This is a genomic window from Methanosarcina acetivorans C2A, from assembly GCF_000007345.1.
Taxonomy (GTDB): domain Archaea; phylum Halobacteriota; class Methanosarcinia; order Methanosarcinales; family Methanosarcinaceae; genus Methanosarcina; species Methanosarcina acetivorans.
Map to the genome: position 1 here is coordinate 3,444,688 of NC_003552.1, position 16,941 is coordinate 3,461,628.

The window sequence follows — 16,941 nt, forward strand, 5'->3', positions numbered from 1 at the left end:
ACTAACTCTTAGTTATTTAATAACTAAGAGTTACTTGTGGATAAATGTTTCTACTATTGAATTGATAAAACGCATATGAAATTCTTCGAATAACATGCACAAAGAAATGAAAGTAGTTTTTTTCCTTCCCTTTTTATCGATCAACCTCATCATTCTCTTTGGCAGTAAGGTTGTACTTATTTTGGTTCTTCGAAGCCGTGATAAAACTAACCAGTGAATTGCCATCGAAGGCTCAAATGTGACTTTGATCACGGATGCTAAATTGGCCTTTGAGGCAATTCTACTGCCCAAATTAATTTGGTGATCTAATTTGGTGATCTAAATTGGTTGAGGTTATAAACAAAGCTTGTGGTTTAGACATTCACAAACTCTTTTTCATTGCTACAATCCTCAGTAGATCTGGTGAAAAACAGCAACAACATTTCTATAGAACCCCTGACGGAATATTAGCTTTTAAAAACTGGGTTATCTCAGAGAACTGTGACGTTGTTGCCTGTGAATCAACGAGTGACTTTTGGGTTCCGATTTATGATGCGTTGATAAAACATCTACCTGTTATAGTTGGAAATGCCCGAGATATGAAGGCGTTTACACACAAAAAAACAGATAAGATCGATTCCGAATTCATCGCACAACTTGCATTGAATAATATGGTTCAACCATCAAGAGTTTTCCCAAAAAACCATAGAACATTTCGTTCATGTATTCGGCTTCGCCATAACCTTGTACAAAAAAGAACAGATATAAAAAATGAAGCTCACGCCATACTCGCACCTGAGATGTTTAGTCTGAAGAATGTGCTAACAGATAGTTTTGGTAAGAGTGGTAGAGCAATTCTATCAGGAATTTGTTCAGGTAAAAGCGTTGACCAGATTATTGCAAACCTTTCTCCAAATGTTCGTAAGAAAAGTAATCAGATAAGGGAAATTCTGGACAGAGAAATCTCTCAAGATACTGCATTCAGGCTTCAAATCTGTCTGGATATCATAAAGCATCTTGACAATGAAATCAAAATTTTGGAAAAAGAAATTTTCAATTATGCTTATAAAAATCATAAGCAAGAAATGGAAATTTTAATGTCTGTTCCAGGAATAGGAGAACTTGGAGCAGCAACTCTTATTGCTGAAATAGGCGATTTCAAAGATTTTTCTTCAGGAGATAAGCTTGCTTCATGGCTTGGCCTAGTTCCGAAGGTGTACCAATCAGCGGATAAATACCATAACGGTAGAATCACTAAGAGAGGATCTAAGGAAGCAAGGTGGATCCTAACACAGATTGCCCAGGCAGCAGCAAGAACGAAAAATAGCAGGTTAAAAGAGTTTTTCAACAGAAAAAAGAAGTCGATTGGACATTCAAAGGCGATTATTGCCCTAGCAAGAAAAATTGCAACAATTATCTGGCATCTGATTACAAAAGAGGAGATGTATGAAGATGAAACTGGATATAAAAAGGGAGAAATTCAAAAGAGAAAGATAGGTGAGACTGAGATGTTCTCAGTTGATGAAAGGATCAAAATAATGAGTGAAATATACGTAATTGCGAGAAATGAAGAAAAAGAGAGTACGTGAGGAAGATCTCCTCATATACTTTCATGCTAAATAGTTACTATATTAAGGACTGACCAGTAATTTTATAAAAAAATTGTAAACTAAATCGGGATGTACCCTGAATGCCTTTAAAGAACAGAATGACTAACACTTATTAATTTTGAATATTGAGGGACAGTCAAACTCCTGACTCTTGTCTGGGTATTTCGCGGCAATTACGAGTGAAATCCGTGGATTAGAGGTTCCGAGAACATGAGCAGGCCCTATTTCTATGGCATCAGGCCGACCTTATCCTGGGCCATCATCTCAATCGAGTACGGCTCATCAGGTTTATCAGTCCTTCCCGTACCACGGCTGTCTCACAGACTTTGCTTTCTCCTGAGCCCACTTCTCCAGGCCCATCTTCCTTAATTGAAGAAGGAGCGTGAACATATCCCGCTATTTATAACTGAATCGTCACGCAATTTTATTCGATCACTGCCTGGACAAAAGATAAAAGGCTACAGACTTCCCTGTTTTTGTTTACCCCACTGAAATAAATTCTTTTGTAATCCTCAGCGGTCACGTTGTGAATTTGAGAAAATCCTCTCTCCGAAAGGAAAGTTTCGACTGCACTTTCCTTGATGCCAAATTTAAAAGGCTCTCCCTGCTTTGCCGCATAGTTCCGCATATTCTTTCCAACTTCCAGCTCGCAACTTCCATCAACTACGGATTCAGGAAAATAATCGAAAAGAATAGTACTGCCTTTTCCGGAATTTTCTGCAATGAAAGACAGAGCTTCATCAACCGCTTCGGGAGGAATATACACAACAAGCCCTTCCATGATGAAGAGAGTCTTCAACGACCTGTCGTATCCCTTTTCCATTAGTCGCTCACCAAAATTTTCGGTCTCAAAGTCAACTGGCACATATATAATATGATTCGGAAGAAAACCAAAGATCTCTTTGATATTTTTGATTTTCACGTACTGTGTATCTGGATGGTCCACTTCAAATACCTTTATTTCCCCTTTTAAGCCTTCAATCCTGTATGCTCTGGTATCATATCCTGCGCCTAGAACAACCAGCTGTTCAAGCCCGTCATCAATCGATTTCTTCACAAAATCGTCAAAGTACCTGACTCGGATCCGAACAGAACTGGCAAATCCTGGGAAGAGACGCTCGTAATACTCATGTGCTGCCCTTGCCTTTTGAGGGTCACTGAATGGCTCGAGCGTTTCCTGGCTGATAAAGTAAATAGCATAAGGGTCGTAGCAGATGCGTTCACCCTCAGGCTTTTGGGATTCTAAGGCTCTGTGAAGTGCAATTCCCTCAGCCATTTTGCTGAATTTCTTTTTATTTATGTTTGTTTCTGCTGATTTCTGCATTTGTGATTCATCCCTTTAGTATTCACAGTTTAAAAATAATTTTGATTGCATCTGATTTGTAGTAGTCGTTTTTCGGTTTTCTGAACAGTTAACTGATTTTTATTTTGCGTCCCCCCTTTCCGTGTTCATAAGCATCCGATGCACGAATTCGGCAACATCTGTAAAAAACTGATATTTATCTATTCCCCTCTTTTCCAGTAATTTTATAAAATCTGAACGCATTTCAGTTAGATTTTTGAGAATCAGAGTCAAAAAAACGGTCACTTCTACAGGGTCCACATCACGCCGAATTAATCCTTCATCGATTCCTGATTTTATCGCGTTGCACGTTATGACAAAAGTATCCTGGCGAAGCTTGAGAATTTCTTTTGCAACTTCATTCATATCTTCACTATCTTCAATATCGAACCTATCCGACCGAAAATAAAGATATGCTCGGTTATGATTTGGATATTTGTTAACAAATTCAAAGTATACTCTTGCAATTGTATCCAGTATTTCGACTCCTGTTTTGCAGCTTTTTATACTTTCTTCGATCATGGCATTGAGGAGTTTTATGCCTCGAAGGACAATAGTGAAAAAAAGTGACTCTTTGTCTTTGAAGTAGAGGTAAAGCGCGGCTTTGCTCAGCTCAACTTCATTAGCAATGTCATCCATCGAAACGCTATCATACCCTCTGGAGAAGAAAAGTTTCTCTGCTGCATCGAGTATATAATTGCGCTTCCTCTCTTTTTCCTGTTCCTTAATTTCCTTTATTGACAATTCCATCACCAGGAAATGAACGTTATTCCTTTTAGTTACTAATGGTAACAATTATGACTTATAGTCATAATAAGCTATAAAAGTTTGCATTCTGTTATGATATCCCAAAATAATTCGCGGTAACTATGATGCTTGTAATCCCTGATTCACTGTGGAACTTAATAGGAAAAAGATCTGTTAGAAAATTGCTAAAAAGCAAAGGTGAATCTACCACGACTATAGCTGAGATTCAGGGGATTTCAACTCGTCGAGTTCAGCAGATATAAGCAGATATATAAAGAATATGCTGAAACTGGCCAGCTTTCTCAAGTTGGCAATGATTTTGGAAGACCTAAGAAACTGCTATCATCTGACGACAAGAGTATCATTGATCAAGCTCATTCTGATTTGCACGTCAAGAAATAAAAAGAAACGCAGAAGAAAGTTGGGGAAGACCGAGCGTGAACATAGCATAATCGAAACGAGTTTAGAGATGTTTTATCCTGAAACAATTTAGTTTCGAAACTTTTTTCTTACTCCTTTTCCTCGCTACTTTTTCTTATTCCTTTTTCTTACCATCAGTTATTTAGCAGCCTAAACAATCTAATTCCTGTTCCAAATTTCGTTTCAATCCATATCTGGGACTTCTGCCAGGATAAGAAAATAAATAGCCGAGTGTAGGCTATTTGTTAACCTCGTTACCAACAAAGTAATTTATTTGTACAGTAATAAATGCTCGGGAAGATAGAAAAAGTCGTCTAAAATCTCACACTCGAACGTGAACGATTTTTATTCTTCCTTTCTCATCAGTGTAATCCATGAATTGTCTAACCGACATGCTCAGGGAAGGATCTCGGGGAATGTCTCTGAACAGGGGAAATTGATCGACAACAGTAATACGGTCATCCCATGCTACCATTTCGCTTGCATCTTCCAGCGGACATTTGCAGGTGAAGCCAAAGAAGAAATCACTCATTGCTTCGCCTTTTTCCTGTGCGCTGAGCTGATCCCACCACGTTTCGAAATCATCCCACTCTGCACTTTGCGGCCTGGTCGATGTTGTCAGAGCGCCGATCATCTGAGATTTCAGACTCTGTGGAAGTATCGTCCAGCCGTTTTTAAGCGCCCTTATGCAATCCTCTTGCATTGCGTCTCTTTTCTCAGGCTCCTCATCACTCCATCCTGCTCCATAGGCTCCACACCTTCCATCTACATCATTGCTCGATTTTGATTCTGCTTCAAACACGATTTCGGAACCTGGTAAGCGATCTGCTATTAACGAGAAGAATTGACGTACCTGAGCTTCATCAAAGAAGCGGAAAAGCCCACCTGCGATCATAAAGATGCCATTTTCATTTTTTATAGCCTGACACCAGCCAGGATCAAGGAACGAATTTGCAATGCATGCTGTCCTATTCATTTCTGGGAGTAAATGCTTTCTGACTTCGATGATCTCGGGAAGGTCTAGATCGTACCAGTGAATTGCACCGTTGTCAACACGGTAAAATCCAGTGTCAAAGCCGGCACCAAGATTAACCACTGATGCGTGAGGGTGTTCTTTGATGTAAGCCTTTACCTTGTTGTCGAATTGCATTGCTCGTGCCGCAGTGGCGAACAATAAATAGTCGCCCGATGACTTCTCAAGCGTTAAAAAATCGTAATCAATTTGTTCAATGAGTTCAATCGCTTTGGCATCATTGAATAATGAGCTATATTCTTTACTGATCTTCGCTCGAGCACATAGCGGCACTAAGGGAGTTCCCAGTACTCTGCTAAAGTTAACTTTTATTTTGGTCTGTTGCATATCTATCACCCATCCATTTTAACGTTCTAGCATGGATATCCTTACTCTTCTCTCCGGTATTCATGGTCATGTAGATCACAAGATCGCTGATTCCCAGGTAAAGTTGTTGCACAGTAATCCCATGAGTTTCCATGAACTTTCTTTGAAAGGGACTTATGTTCAGGAGACCGTCGGCAATAATAGAATTTAAGATCAACACTACAACTGGATTCAGATCAGGTCTATAAGTTCCATCCTCGATGTAGTTTTTTATTGCCGAAAGTGATTTCTCGTAGAGTTCTTCTATGAATTCAATGATCTCTCTTGCATCGGAATTCATATCTTTGCTATTCGAAAAATCGAATTTTCCTGACTGGATGTAATTGCAGGCTCTGAGATAGTCGGGGTATTCTTGAATGAATTTACTGCATGCCATGCTTATTCCACCGGCTTTGAGACCGCTAGCCTGCGCATTTTTTGCTTCCTCCGCAACCATAGCGCGGAGGATTTTGATTCCACGATTTACGACAGCAAAATAGAGTGATTCCTTATCTTTGAAGTAAAGATACAATGTAGCCTTATTCAATTCTACTTTGCTTGCAATCTCATCCATTGAGACGTCATCGTAACTTCGTGAAAAGAAAAGTTTTTCAGCAGCGTTGAGGATGTCTTCGCGTCTTTGAGCTTTTTCCCGCTGCCTTCTTTCTGTCAGTGTCATTTTGCTATCACTTCGCTCGCTTCGGATAATTCGTCCATGGAATGGCTAAGATAGTTAAATAACTATTTAGTTATTAAATGACTATTTATTTATTAATTATAAATGTTTCGATTTTTGGATATATAAATAAGATTATAATATTAAGGACTGAGCAGTTTTTTTCTTGAGAAGCTACAAACTAAATCTGCATGCCTTCTAAATGAATATCCTTGGAGAACAGGAAAGAGAAAAACAGGAGCAGTGTAGAAAATAAGGTTGCAGAAATTATTCTGAAAAATTCAGGAACATCATAAAATACGAAATAATTGAAGCTCCGAGAGAGATGAAAAAGCCTGGACAGTATAATTGTAGCCCTTCTCAGGATCTCCAGGCCCATCTTCCTTATATGAGCCGGATTATACACCTTTACAACTCCTTAGAATTTCATTACCCGTATCACATCGGAAAATAAATAGTCAGTAATTCCCTTGTCATAATATGGAAACTCGTAATCAATTTGTTCAAGGAGTTCAACTGCTTTTGCATCATTGAATAGTGAGCGATTTAAAATGAAAGTGGATGAATGAAAACAGATGTGGGTTGTATCCCCTCTCGAAGAGGAGAATTAACCCTGAATTAAATCTAAATGTCAAATTTCTGCTTGAAATATGTCTCTCTTACAGACTTTGCTTTCTCCTGAGCCCACTTCTCCAGGCCCATCTTCCTTATAAGTGCCAGATTATACACTTTTGTGTTGTGTGGAACCACCGATGCAAGGTCTGCCCAGGGATGAAGGTTGTCGCAAGGGAAATCAGAACAATCGGCACACGACTCAATATCTTTTGAACTGATGCACCTGTATACTTTGCACGGTCCTAGTTCGTGCGTACGACGGATAGGAATTAGACCTTTTTCTCTTCTGCATCCTTTACAAGCAGCTTCTTCCTCTGAAAGAGTATATCCGCCTGAGAAAGTCCCTGCCTGTATTTGTTTTCGGAGTTCTTCATTCTCGTTTGCTAGATAAAAAGGACAATTAAAGCAGTCCAGACCGCATGGTGCAGTCATTTCTCTCAATTCTTCCAGATCCATAAAGTTACCACCTATTACATCTCGACATATTATTCGATTGCCTGAGTTCTGAAGCAGTCCTTGTTTCAACTATGCCGTCTCTCTGTCTCTTTTCATGTCTGGTAGGAATCTAATGTTCTGGCATGGATGTTCTCGTCCCCCACTTAGGTATGCATGATCATACGGTATGCAAGGTCGGCGATTTCCAGACTGAATTGTTGCATAGTAATCCCACGAGTTTCCATGAACTCTCTTATAGAGGGGCTCATGTGTGGGATACATATGCTGATCAAGCCAATTACGACAGCTACTAAGAGTGGATTCGTATCAGATCTAAAGGTTCAGTCCTCGATGCTACTTTTAAGTATCGAAAGTATTATCCTGTAGTTCTCACAGGAGAACTCGATTATCTCTTTTGCATCGGGACTCAAATCTTTGTCATCCTACAGGTCAAATCTTCTGACCAGAAATGGACATGAGCTTTAGCATAGTCAGGGTATTCCCGAATAAACTCAATGGATGCCATGCTCAGTTCACCGAATTTGATATCACTAGCCTGCGCACTTTTTTGTTCCTCTGTGATCATAGCGCGGAGAATTTTGATTCCACGATTTACGACAGCAAAAAAAAGCGACTCTTGATATTTGAAGTAAAGATACAGAGTTGCCTATTCAATTCTACTTCATTTGCAATCTCGTCCATTGTGACATCATCGTAACCTCGTGAAAAGAAAAGTTTTTCAGCAGCGTTGAGGATGTCTTCACATCTTTGAGCTTTTTTTCGCTGCTTTCGTTCTGCTAGTGTCATTTTTGTATCACTTCTTTCACTTTAGATCCCTAATTTGACAGATTCTGCTAATTAATACAGTATTTTCTTACACAAAACACGTTGTATTGACACACTACATTTTAGTAAATTAAAAAACGTCCAAAAATCATAAGATGCAGGACAAAACTTTGAATTGTATTAAGAAAACAGAAGCATGAAGCCCATTTCAACATTATAAAATGTGTGCTTCTGTCAAATTTGGGTTAGATAATTCATCCATGGTTTGACTAAAAGTAAAATAACTTTTAGTTATTTAATAACTAAGAGTTACTTGATGATAAATCTTCCTACTATTTAATAAATAAAAAGACAGTTAATATATTGAAGACTGATAAGTAATTTTATTAAAAACCTGCAAACTAAATAGGGATGTTTACTGAATGTATGTCTTTGAAGAACGAAATACATAACACTTATTAATTCTGGATATAGTTAAAGCCATCAAACTAATTCCTTTTTTACGCATTGAATGATTTTGAGATCCATTGCAGAGCAAAAGAATGTTCTCACATGCCATAGAAAATGAGTATATTATCCGAAATTGAATCAGAATTTTTGAATCCTGAAGACTCCTGGTGTGCCATTAGAAAAAATTTCTCTATATTGTGTTAAATAGTAGAGTCGTAAAAGGATATCACTGCGAAATTTTATTTCAGTCGAATACCCCGCTAGCTTGCTGCGGGGATGGAAAACTTCCCCAGCAACCGTTAATGAGAAGATGGTTTATCAATTCCGTTTTCTGGTTTTTAACTTCTGCTTAAACTAAATTTTTTAGGGTTACTGCTTTCTTTAACGGAATTTTGAGCGGTGGCGCGAACATACCCCCGTTGCTTGGAGGCTGTCCGACAATTACTTCAGGTAATCGAGGTTTCCGTTTTTAATATATTAATTATTATATATTATTCTACTAATTTTTTGGTTTATGGTTTTTATTAAATCTTTAAAGAATCAAGTTTGGACTTTACCTCTAGATATCCGAGATCTTATTCCTTCAGATCATATCTGCTATTTGGTTGAGTCTTTTGTGGATGAGATGGATTTTAGTGAATTTGAAACCAGGTATGACGGTTCTGGACACCCTGCTTATCATCCTTGCATAATGTGTAAGATTTTGATTCAATCTATGCTTGATAGAGTTCGTTCATCGCGAGCGATAGCTCGCAATGTTCGAGAAAATATAGTTTACATGTATTTAGCTGAAAACTTGCAACCTGATTTTAGAACAATCAGTGATTTCAGAAAAGAGAATGAAGAACTGATTACTGCAATGTTCAAAAACACAGTTAAGGCAGCCAAAGATCTAGGAGTAATAGGTCTTGAACAATTAAGCGTTGATGGATCCAAAGTAAAAGCCTCTGCGTCAAGAAAAAGTGCGGTTATGAAAAATGTCTTGGAAGTAATTGAAGAATATGTCAAAAATGAATTAAAAAAAGGTATTGAAATAGACAAAGTTGAGGATGAGCATTTTGGAAAGTGCCGTGGTTATGATCAGTTGAATGAAAGTGAAAAACATAAAGTAAGAGCTGTAGCCGTGAAGTACATAAAGCAAGTAAATAAGGATGAATCTAGCGATAGAAATGGGAAGATTGAAAATACGATTAAGAAGGCACTTAATGAATTTGAAAAAGACAGTATTGATAATGTGAGCTTAACTGATCAAGAATCTCGGTTTATGATTAACAAAAAAGGAACGATTGAACTGGCATATAATACTCAAATAACAGTTGATCATAAACTAGGAATTATAGTTGCAAACGATGTATGTCAAGACAGAAACGATACGTATCAATTGAAGCCTCAAATTGAAATGGTAGAAAAAAATTGTGGTTTATTAAAAGTAGGCACTAAAATATGTGCAGACACTGGATACTATAGCGGAAACAACGTACATTATTTGATTGATAAAAAATTGGATCCATATATTCCAGAGCAAGAAGTAACTAAAACAATAACAGAAAACTTTGAAGATCTAAGGTTCGATATTAGTACGTTTGAATATGATGAAGAAAATGATGAGTTTATATGCCCTGAAAAACAAAGCTTGAAGTTTTTGTATGAGGGTTATGAGAAAGAAAGGAAGAGAAAATACAGACTTTATAAGGGAACTGAATGTAAAAAGTGTAAATTCAGCAAAAATTGTACAAAAAGAAAGGATGGAATTAGGCATTTAAAAATAGCAGAGTTTTCAAAAGAAAGAAAGCAATTAGCCGAAAAAATGAAAACTGAAGAAGCAAAAGAAATATACAGACAAAGGCAGCAGGTAGTAGAACCTGCAATTGGAAACTATAAAGAGAATCTTAGGTTTAGAGAATTTCTCACAAGGGGAATTAAATCAGTCAGAAATGAATTTAATTTGGTATGTACAGCAGTTAACTTAAAGAAAATATGGATTTACTCAAATAAAAACGAGATCATTAGAAAGAGAAATGGAATAAATGGAACTTTTCACTTTAAGAAAAAAATAGTGGATAGAATCAAATTTAATAGAGCTAAAAAGTTCCAGTTTCACAACCGATGACTGCTAATTTATTACCACCAGTAATTGTCGGACAGCCTCCTTGCAGCGGGGTACGCCAGCGCAACTTTGATTTTGATAATTAATAGTTATAATTGTAACTTACAGTTAAGAAATTATACGAATTTTTGCATTCTGTCATTAACGTCTTCAGGACGACAAATATAACGGAGAGAGCTAACAAGGAGATAAATCGAAGAAGCAAAGTTGTGGGAGCATTCCCAAACCAGGAATCGGTATCAAGACATGTAGTCTCAATACCGATCGATACAAATGAAGAACGGATTCCTGGAAACAGGCATATAGTGATGGAGCAGGAATCAAAAGTAAGGAGTTAAAAGATATCGAATAAATTTTACAGAAAAATTAGGCATACTGCCAAAATCCTTTCACCAATATCTTTTCACCAATATCTTTTCACCAATATCTTTTCACCAATATCTTTTCACCAATATCTTTTCACCAATATCTTTTCACCAATATCTTTTCACCAATATCTTTTCACCAATATCTTTTCACCAATATCTTTTCACCAATATCTTTTCACCAATATCTTTTCACCAATATCTTTTCACCAATATCTTTTCAAGTAGATTTGTTGCTCTGGCTTTTTGATCTGTATCTTTTTCTCCTATCTTTACATTTTTGGATAAAGAGGATTTACTTCATATTCCTTTAATGATAATAGCAAATCTCATGTGCTTTAATTTCAGCATCTTCATGAGTATTTTCGCACGATAGCCCAATTAATGGCCTGGATTCTCAGGCTCTTTCGTCCATTTTCTTAAAATATTTTATCATGTTTTCCATGCTTTCTTGATAACTAGTAATTTCCTCTTCATCCAGTCTATCAAGGATCTCGGAAACCTTAGCCTGGATTGCTGCGTTTAACCAATTTCTGTATTCTTGACCGGCTTCGGTAAGGGATAGGATAGTTTTTCTGCGGTCTTCAGGGTCCCCTTTCCTGAAAATAAGTCCTTCTTTTTCTAGGGAATCAATTATTGATGTCAGGCTTCCTCTCTGCAGATCCAGGTATGCTCCAAGGACAGAAGGGATGATTTCCTCGTTTCTTCCTATGGCTATAATAGCTCTTTTCTGGTTTTTGTTCAAGTTATAGGGGCCATATGTAATCTCGTGAAAGATTTTTGCGAAATTTTTGTGAAAGAGATTAAGGAGGTCGAACTGGAACTCAGATGCTTCTTTTAACTTTTTCGATTTCATGTGGTTTCATACCATTAATTTGTTATTGTATATATTTGAAAGGTAAGATAAACTATTTCATAGCTGTTGATCAGAAGTCATTAGGATGAACTTTTTGAATTCAAATTGTTTACAATTTATCGTTTGAATCCAAATTATTATAGATTATATTGTTTATATTTAATCAATATGATTTCAAACTAAAAATTCAAACCTTACCACGATCTAATTTGAAATAGAATCTGAGACCTAAACTCCAGAAAAACAGAAAATTCATTTATTTCTCTTTTGAAGCGTTTATTTTCAAATTTATGCTGTCTTAAAAAATTTAAAGAAGGTTCAGAAAAATAGGACCCTTAATATGGTACTGAAAAAATTGCTGGAAAGGAAAGAGAAATTGGACTCTTCGCTGTTTTCTATGGGTCGAAAATAATCACTTGCTTGATGTTTAAAATCAAATATATTGGGCATCATGGTAAAATTTGAATTTTAGACATCTAACGGTTTAATGCTATCGTTTTTAGTTCAAATGCATAAGTCCGGTCCCAATTGTAGAATCAAATTTAATTTTAAAGCACGCTCTGAAAAAGTCAAGATTTACTACTGTTCAAATAATTATTAACATAATTCTGTTTTTTACCAGTTAAAATTCAATATTCTGATTACGACATAGGAACATTAACTCAATATAATTTGTTTTATTTTATTTCCTCTTAATTCTAATAGTTAGAATACAAACATTTTTATAGCTATTTGATCATTATTTTAAGAAAATTAAATTTGATTTTTGATAAAATGAAGTTGAATACAAGTAATATTGTATTCTCCCAACCTGAGATAATAATCCAAATTATCACATCACCTGAGACAAAGTCACCTTATGGACGCTGAAATAAATATAAAAATTAAAGGTGGGAAATATAATACACATAAAGAAGTTGAGTATTGGAATTGGGGCCTTGCTTGTAGTATTACTTATTGTAATCTTTCCAACCGAAACGGATCAGGAAACAAACACAACAGCTGCAGACAGTAAGATAATAATTATTGATGCCCTCGGCAGAGAAGTAATCCTTGATAAACCCGCCGAAAGAATTGCATATACGCATTACTCGGTCGCTGAAGTCCTGAAAGCTATCGGAGCCTGGGATCGGGTTGTAGCACGGGACGGGTATATCTCTGATGAAAATTTTTACCCGAATCTGGATGAGATCCCTGCGATATGTCCGGCCAGAAACCCCATGGACATAAACTACGAAAAAACCGTAGAAGTACAGCCTGATGTTCTCATCCTGCCAAAATTTGAATGGTATGATGACACTGACGAAATAATCAACAGGCTTGAACCTGATATTCCAGTTGTTTTCGTTGATACGCTAAATCCTGATTCCTTTTGTGATACTGTTCAGATAATAGGAACGATTGTCGGAAATGAAGACGAAGCTCAGGAATATATCGAGTTTTACAGTGGAATTTATGATCCTATAGTAGCTAAGACTTCGCAGATCGCTCAAGAAGACAGCCTGAATGTATTTTATAAGGCTTTTTCCGACACTCCAGAGCAAATAAAAACCTATGGTAAAGAAATGCCCGGCGGAAACGAGTTATTTAACGCGGCCGGAGGGAAAAACATTGCAGAAACTCTTTCTTTTGCTTATGGAGATGTCGATCGTGAATGGATTCTTGAACAGGACATCGATGCCGTTGTAGTTATGTGCTGGGATCAGCATTATCCTGAGACATTTGGATATGCTGTAAACGATTCAGAACTGGCTACGAAGAGTGGTAAGGAGATACAGGAAGAAATAATGGGGCAGGATATCTTTGCGCATACTGAAGCTGTAAAAAACAAAAAAGTGTACCTGCTTCATAACGAATTGCTTTCCACCCCGAGAAATATCATTGCCATAGCTTACATGGCGAAGTGGTTCTATCCAGACATGTTTCCTGACCTCGATCCGGAGGCACTCCACCAGGAATATCTGGATAGATTCATTGGGGCCGATTATAACCTTTCTAATGTCGGACTGTTTGCCTATCCGGCTTAACTGAATTTTTAACAGACAGGAGAGTGACAACTATGAAAGAATTCCCTGAAAATAGAGTTCCATTAACTCGAATATATGAAATGTCTCTTGCATCCGTGCAGACAAATGCAATGGTTGCGGGAGTTGAGCTTACCATCTTCGATCAGCTCAGTATACCTATCCAGGCAGGAGAACTTGCTAAAACATGTGGATTTGATCCCAGAATTACGGCAGAATACCTCAATGTCCTGACTGCCTGCGGTCTTGTGATCAAAAAGAACGGATTTTATCAAAACAGCCAGGGAGCTGAGCAATACCTGGTAACTGGTAGCCCGACCTACTATGGAGATCTAATTTTACTTGAGTATGAGCGCATGGCCATGAGTCCTAAAGAGATAGCTGAGCGAGTTAGAAACGGGCCGGCCTTTCAAAAAGAAAAAGAAAACATGAATTCGGAAGAGTTCTGGATACGATATGCGCGATCAATGGCAAACTGGGAACGTTCCGGAACCGCCCAGAAGATTGCGGATACTATCGCATCATTGTCGGAATTCTCTTCGATGAGGAAAATGCTTGACCTTGGAGGAGGTCCAGGTCTGATGAGTATCACGGTTTTGGCCCGTCATCCATCAATGAAAGGTGTAGTGTTTGACCAGCCGGCTGTGGTCAATGTCACTGAGGAGTTCATCGAAGAGTATGAACTTTCTGAAAGGCTGACAACAATGGGCGGTGATTACCTGAAAGATTCTATTGGCAGTGGCTACGACCTGATCCTTGCAAGCTGCACGCTCAACTTTGCCAGGGATTGCATGGATAAAATAGTAAAAAAGATTTATGACGCACTCAATCCGGGTGGAGTTTTTGTAAGTCTTCATGATGGAATGCATGAAGAAGGTACAAAGCCGGCTATTCATGTCTTGAATATGATGCCCAGCGCCCTATCTGGATACAATTGTAGCCTTAGCAAGGGTTTTATTGCAAATTCGATACTCAATGCAGGGTTTCAGTCTGTCTGGTCACAGACAATTAACCTCGACGTAGGACCTTTCGATATGGACATCGCCCGGAAAACTCCCGAAGAAACAAAAACTTAAACGGGTTGACGGTTTATGGATTATGACCCTCAAAAAAACCTATGTCAAACAGAAATAAGTCGTATCACGGAGAGGTATTATCACTTTACCTCTAAAAAAATCCTCTTTATTGTTGCCTTATGCCTGCTTATCGTCATCAGCATAGGGATCGCCGCATCGACCGGCTCTGCTGATGTTTCTTTCGGAGATGTTTATGTTTCAATTCTCAGCAAAATATTCCCCAATGAAGCAGAGAGTTCCTGGGTAGTAGATACCTGCCTCTGGAAACTCCGGTTTCCCCGTATTTTTATGGGGCTCTTTGCCGGGATTGCACTTGGGACAGCCGGAACTGCAACGCAGGGGACTTTGAAAAATCCACTTGCCGATCCGTATATGCTCGGAATTGCGTCAGCTGCAGGGTTTGGTGCAGCGATTGCGATCATATTCGGGACCGGGATTTTTGCCGGCAAGTATCTCGTTGTCGGAAATGCCTTCTTCTTCTCACTAATCGCTGCCGCAATCATCATCGCCATTGCAGAGAAAAAAGGCGGTTCAGCAGAGGCGATGGTCCTTACCGGGATCGCTGTGATGTTTTTTTTCCAGGCCCTCACCACCTTTGTAGAATATTTTGCAGAAGCAGAAGCAGTAAAGGGTGCAATGTTCTGGATGGTCGGAGACCTCGGGAAAGCCAGATGGGAAGACTTCTGGTTTGTTATCCCCATCACGGGGATACTTGTTCCCGTACTCATCTGGAAGTCCTGAGACCTTAACATCATAGGGGCAGGGGACGAGAGCGCAAAGAGCCTCGGGATAAATGTCAAAAGGTTCCGGGTTCTCATCATGGCAGTCTCCTCGCTTCTGGTTGCAGGAGTAGTCAGTTTTGTCGGAGCTATCGGGTTTATCGGGCTGATCTCGCCTCATATCTGCCGGCTGATCATTGGAGGAGATAATCGCTTCCTGATCCCTGCATCCGGGCTGATAGGAGCAGTCTTCCTGATTATCTCTGATTCTATTGCACGGACAGTTCTCTCACCCGCAGTTATTCCCGTAGGGGTGATCACTGCATTCCTCGGCGTTCCTTTCTTTGTGTACCTTATTATGTACAGGAGGGAGTACTGATGAAGCTCTCGCTCGACGGGGTCACGCTCTCATACGCTTCGGTGACGGTGTTGCACGGAATTTCAATGGAATTTTGTGAACCGGGCGTTGTCGGTATAATAGGGCCAAACGGCGCCGGAAAGAGTACGCTACTCCGCTGTATCAATAATGTCCTTACACCTAAGAGCGGTAGGATCTGTCTAGATGAGCAGAAAACCTATGACATGGACGCGGCTGAAATCGCTCGAAATTTCGGATATGTTCCCCAGGAGTTCCCGATAACCTTTCAAGCAACTGTTTTTGACACGGTACTTATGGGCAGGCGTCCGTTCTCGTCCTGGAGGGTTAGCAGGAATGATGTTGAAATCGCTGCTGGAGCCGTCAAAATGTTGAACCTCGAGCAGGTCGCACTCAGGTACCACTCGGAACTCTCTGGTGGTCAGCAACAGCGAGTAATGATAGCCCGAGCACTCGCCCAGAATAGCCGGGTGCTCCTCCTTGACGAGCCGACTTCCAAACTCGACATCAGGCACCAGCTTGAAGTGATGGATATCATCCGTGCCCTTGTAGACAAACGAGGTCTGCTTTCTATTCTTGTAATCCATGATCTCAACCTTGCTTCCAGATACGCTGACAAACTTATCATGCTCAAAGATGGGAAGATATACGCAGCTGGAGATCCTGTCTCTGTCCTGACACAGAAGAATATTAGGGCAGTCTATGGAGTCGAAGCTGCGGTGGTGCTCGAGGACAATCTGCCGCATATTATCCCAAAAAGACCGGTATGAAGTCATCAAAAGCTTATTGGAAAAAGTTTCCCGAACAAATAATAATCTATAGCAGGGATATGTATCGGTAAAAAAATCTTTGATAGTTTAAGGTTGAAGGAGCATTGCTGAAGAACACCTCTACCTATGCAAAAGTTCAGGAGAAAATACTAACATAACAGGATGTTGATGCGATTTTAGTTAAGTGCTGGAAACAAAAACATCCTGAGA

General features: G+C 38.9%; 14 protein-coding genes and 2 pseudogenes. 9 read left to right on the forward strand and 7 right to left on the reverse strand.

What is annotated here, in order from left to right; translation table 11 throughout:
* The first annotated feature begins 323 nt into the window (after positions 1–323).
* Together MA_RS14470 and MA_RS27170 are read left to right on the forward strand one after the other, a co-directional pair.
* On the forward strand, positions 324–1,568 hold the full coding sequence (locus MA_RS14470) for an IS110-like element ISMac14 family transposase (protein ID WP_011022716.1): 1,245 nt from the start codon (positions 324–326) through the stop codon (positions 1,566–1,568).
* Between the two features lie 231 nt (positions 1,569–1,799).
* Positions 1,800–1,958 carry a hypothetical protein gene (locus tag MA_RS27170; protein WP_157860253.1) on the forward strand — a complete coding sequence of 53 codons (159 nt, stop codon included), beginning with the start codon at positions 1,800–1,802 and terminating at the stop codon, positions 1,956–1,958.
* A gap of 55 nt (positions 1,959–2,013) precedes the next feature.
* On the opposite strand, the gene MA_RS14475 is transcribed toward MA_RS27170, so the two are convergent.
* Together MA_RS14475 and MA_RS14480 are read right to left on the reverse strand one after the other, a co-directional pair.
* Complete coding sequence (locus MA_RS14475) at positions 2,014–2,913, reverse strand: class I SAM-dependent methyltransferase (RefSeq protein ID WP_011022717.1); 900 nt, start codon at positions 2,911–2,913, stop codon at positions 2,014–2,016.
* 99 nt (positions 2,914–3,012) lie between these two features.
* Positions 3,013–3,681, reverse strand: coding sequence for a TetR/AcrR family transcriptional regulator (locus MA_RS14480; protein ID WP_226990882.1), 669 nt, complete (start codon positions 3,679–3,681; stop codon positions 3,013–3,015).
* A 143-nt stretch (positions 3,682–3,824) separates the two neighbouring features.
* On the opposite strand from MA_RS14480, the pseudogene MA_RS28780 reads away from it, so the two are divergent.
* A pseudogene (locus tag MA_RS28780) lies at positions 3,825–4,062 on the forward strand (hypothetical protein); the annotation flags it as partial.
* A gap of 358 nt (positions 4,063–4,420) precedes the next feature.
* Here the strand turns inward: MA_RS28780 and MA_RS24655 are convergent.
* The 4 genes from MA_RS24655 to MA_RS28785 all read right to left on the reverse strand — a co-directional run bounded on the left by MA_RS24655 (position 4,421) and on the right by MA_RS28785 (position 8,009).
* The gene (locus tag MA_RS24655; RefSeq protein WP_052279176.1) at positions 4,421–5,458 is read right to left on the reverse strand and encodes a class I SAM-dependent methyltransferase; all 1,038 of its coding nucleotides are present in this window, start codon (positions 5,456–5,458) and stop codon (positions 4,421–4,423) included.
* Positions 5,433–6,155 carry a TetR/AcrR family transcriptional regulator gene (locus tag MA_RS14490; protein WP_011022720.1) on the reverse strand — a complete coding sequence of 241 codons (723 nt, stop codon included), beginning with the start codon at positions 6,153–6,155 and terminating at the stop codon, positions 5,433–5,435. Before MA_RS14490 ends, MA_RS24655 begins: the two co-directional genes overlap by 26 nt.
* Before the next feature lie 621 nt (positions 6,156–6,776).
* Positions 6,777–7,223, reverse strand: coding sequence for a DUF3795 domain-containing protein (locus tag MA_RS14500; RefSeq protein WP_052279177.1), 447 nt, complete (start codon positions 7,221–7,223; stop codon positions 6,777–6,779).
* Positions 7,224–7,814: 591 nt separating this feature from the next.
* Positions 7,815–8,009 (reverse strand): TetR/AcrR family transcriptional regulator, encoded by a 195-nt coding sequence (locus MA_RS28785; protein ID WP_052279178.1) that lies wholly within the window; start codon positions 8,007–8,009, stop codon positions 7,815–7,817.
* Between the two features lie 943 nt (positions 8,010–8,952).
* Between MA_RS28785 and MA_RS25665 the strand changes: the two genes are divergently transcribed.
* Together MA_RS25665 and MA_RS25670 are read left to right on the forward strand one after the other, a co-directional pair.
* Positions 8,953–10,548, forward strand: coding sequence for an IS1182-like element ISMac20 family transposase (locus tag MA_RS25665; RefSeq protein WP_083755940.1), 1,596 nt, complete (start codon positions 8,953–8,955; stop codon positions 10,546–10,548).
* Between the two features lie 125 nt (positions 10,549–10,673).
* The gene (locus MA_RS25670; protein ID WP_011022724.1) at positions 10,674–10,883 is read left to right on the forward strand and encodes a transposase; all 210 of its coding nucleotides are present in this window, start codon (positions 10,674–10,676) and stop codon (positions 10,881–10,883) included.
* Positions 10,884–11,307: 424 nt separating this feature from the next.
* Here MA_RS25670 and MA_RS14515 read toward each other — a convergent pair whose 3' ends face one another.
* A complete protein-coding gene (locus MA_RS14515) occupies positions 11,308–11,655 on the reverse strand; it encodes a MarR family winged helix-turn-helix transcriptional regulator (RefSeq protein ID WP_226990610.1) in 348 nt (115 codons plus the stop codon).
* 1,028 nt (positions 11,656–12,683) lie between these two features.
* Here MA_RS14515 and MA_RS14520 point away from each other — a divergent pair.
* From MA_RS14520 to MA_RS14535, 4 genes and pseudogenes are all read left to right on the forward strand, one after another.
* The gene (locus tag MA_RS14520) at positions 12,684–13,793 is read left to right on the forward strand and encodes an ABC transporter substrate-binding protein (protein ID WP_226990611.1); all 1,110 of its coding nucleotides are present in this window, start codon (positions 12,684–12,686) and stop codon (positions 13,791–13,793) included.
* A 32-nt stretch (positions 13,794–13,825) separates the two neighbouring features.
* Positions 13,826–14,866: a methyltransferase gene (locus MA_RS14525; protein WP_048065518.1), complete on the forward strand. Its 1,041-nt coding sequence runs from the start codon at positions 13,826–13,828 to the stop codon at positions 14,864–14,866.
* 15 nt (positions 14,867–14,881) lie between these two features.
* A pseudogene (locus MA_RS14530) lies at positions 14,882–15,964 on the forward strand (FecCD family ABC transporter permease).
* Positions 15,964–16,731 carry an ABC transporter ATP-binding protein gene (locus tag MA_RS14535; protein ID WP_011022730.1) on the forward strand — a complete coding sequence of 256 codons (768 nt, stop codon included), beginning with the start codon at positions 15,964–15,966 and terminating at the stop codon, positions 16,729–16,731. Before MA_RS14530 ends, MA_RS14535 begins: the two are co-directional and overlap by 1 nt.
* Positions 16,732–16,941 lie beyond the last annotated feature (210 nt).